At 45.5% G+C, this 391-nt stretch carries 1 protein-coding gene; it reads right to left on the bottom strand.

Features of this window, described 5'->3' with window-relative positions; all coding sequences use genetic code 11:
* Positions 1 to 112 precede the first annotated feature (112 nt).
* A partial coding sequence (locus D0T53_RS13440; protein WP_163268751.1) for a hypothetical protein occupies positions 113 to 391 on the bottom strand: 279 nt, incomplete at its 5' end.

The raw sequence follows: 391 nt of genomic DNA, 5'->3' as shown, positions 1-391 counted from the left end.
AGCCGCAAAATGCCTTTTTGATTCCTTTTGCGGCATAGGGCAAAAGGAATGCAAGTGATCTTCGATCACGCGCAGTAGCGGCAGTTAAAAGAACGTTTTTTAAGCAATAAAACTACCCTTCGTAATCGTCGGGCATAGGTTGATATACGTAGTTGGGATCGTTAAGGCGGCGGGGCAATTGTTCCATCTCCCATTTGGTTTCTTTGTCTACAACTTCTACAATGATGGGCCGACGGCTTGGCGAGTTCTCTTTTTCTTCCTTCTCGGCTTTTTCGCGACGTTCTTCACGCTCCATTTTCAGTATATGGGCAATATCCGAAGCTTTTGGTTCGCAGTGTTTTTCGGTTACAATTATTTCTTTCAGTTCCATCTCTTCGGGGTCGAGTGCCGA

The sequence above is a fragment of the Dysgonomonas sp. 216 genome, from assembly GCF_010501065.1.
Taxonomy (GTDB): domain Bacteria; phylum Bacteroidota; class Bacteroidia; order Bacteroidales; family Dysgonomonadaceae; genus QVMM01.
Note: the sequence above shows the minus strand (reverse complement) of the source record. Positions and strands in the feature narration are given on the sequence as shown.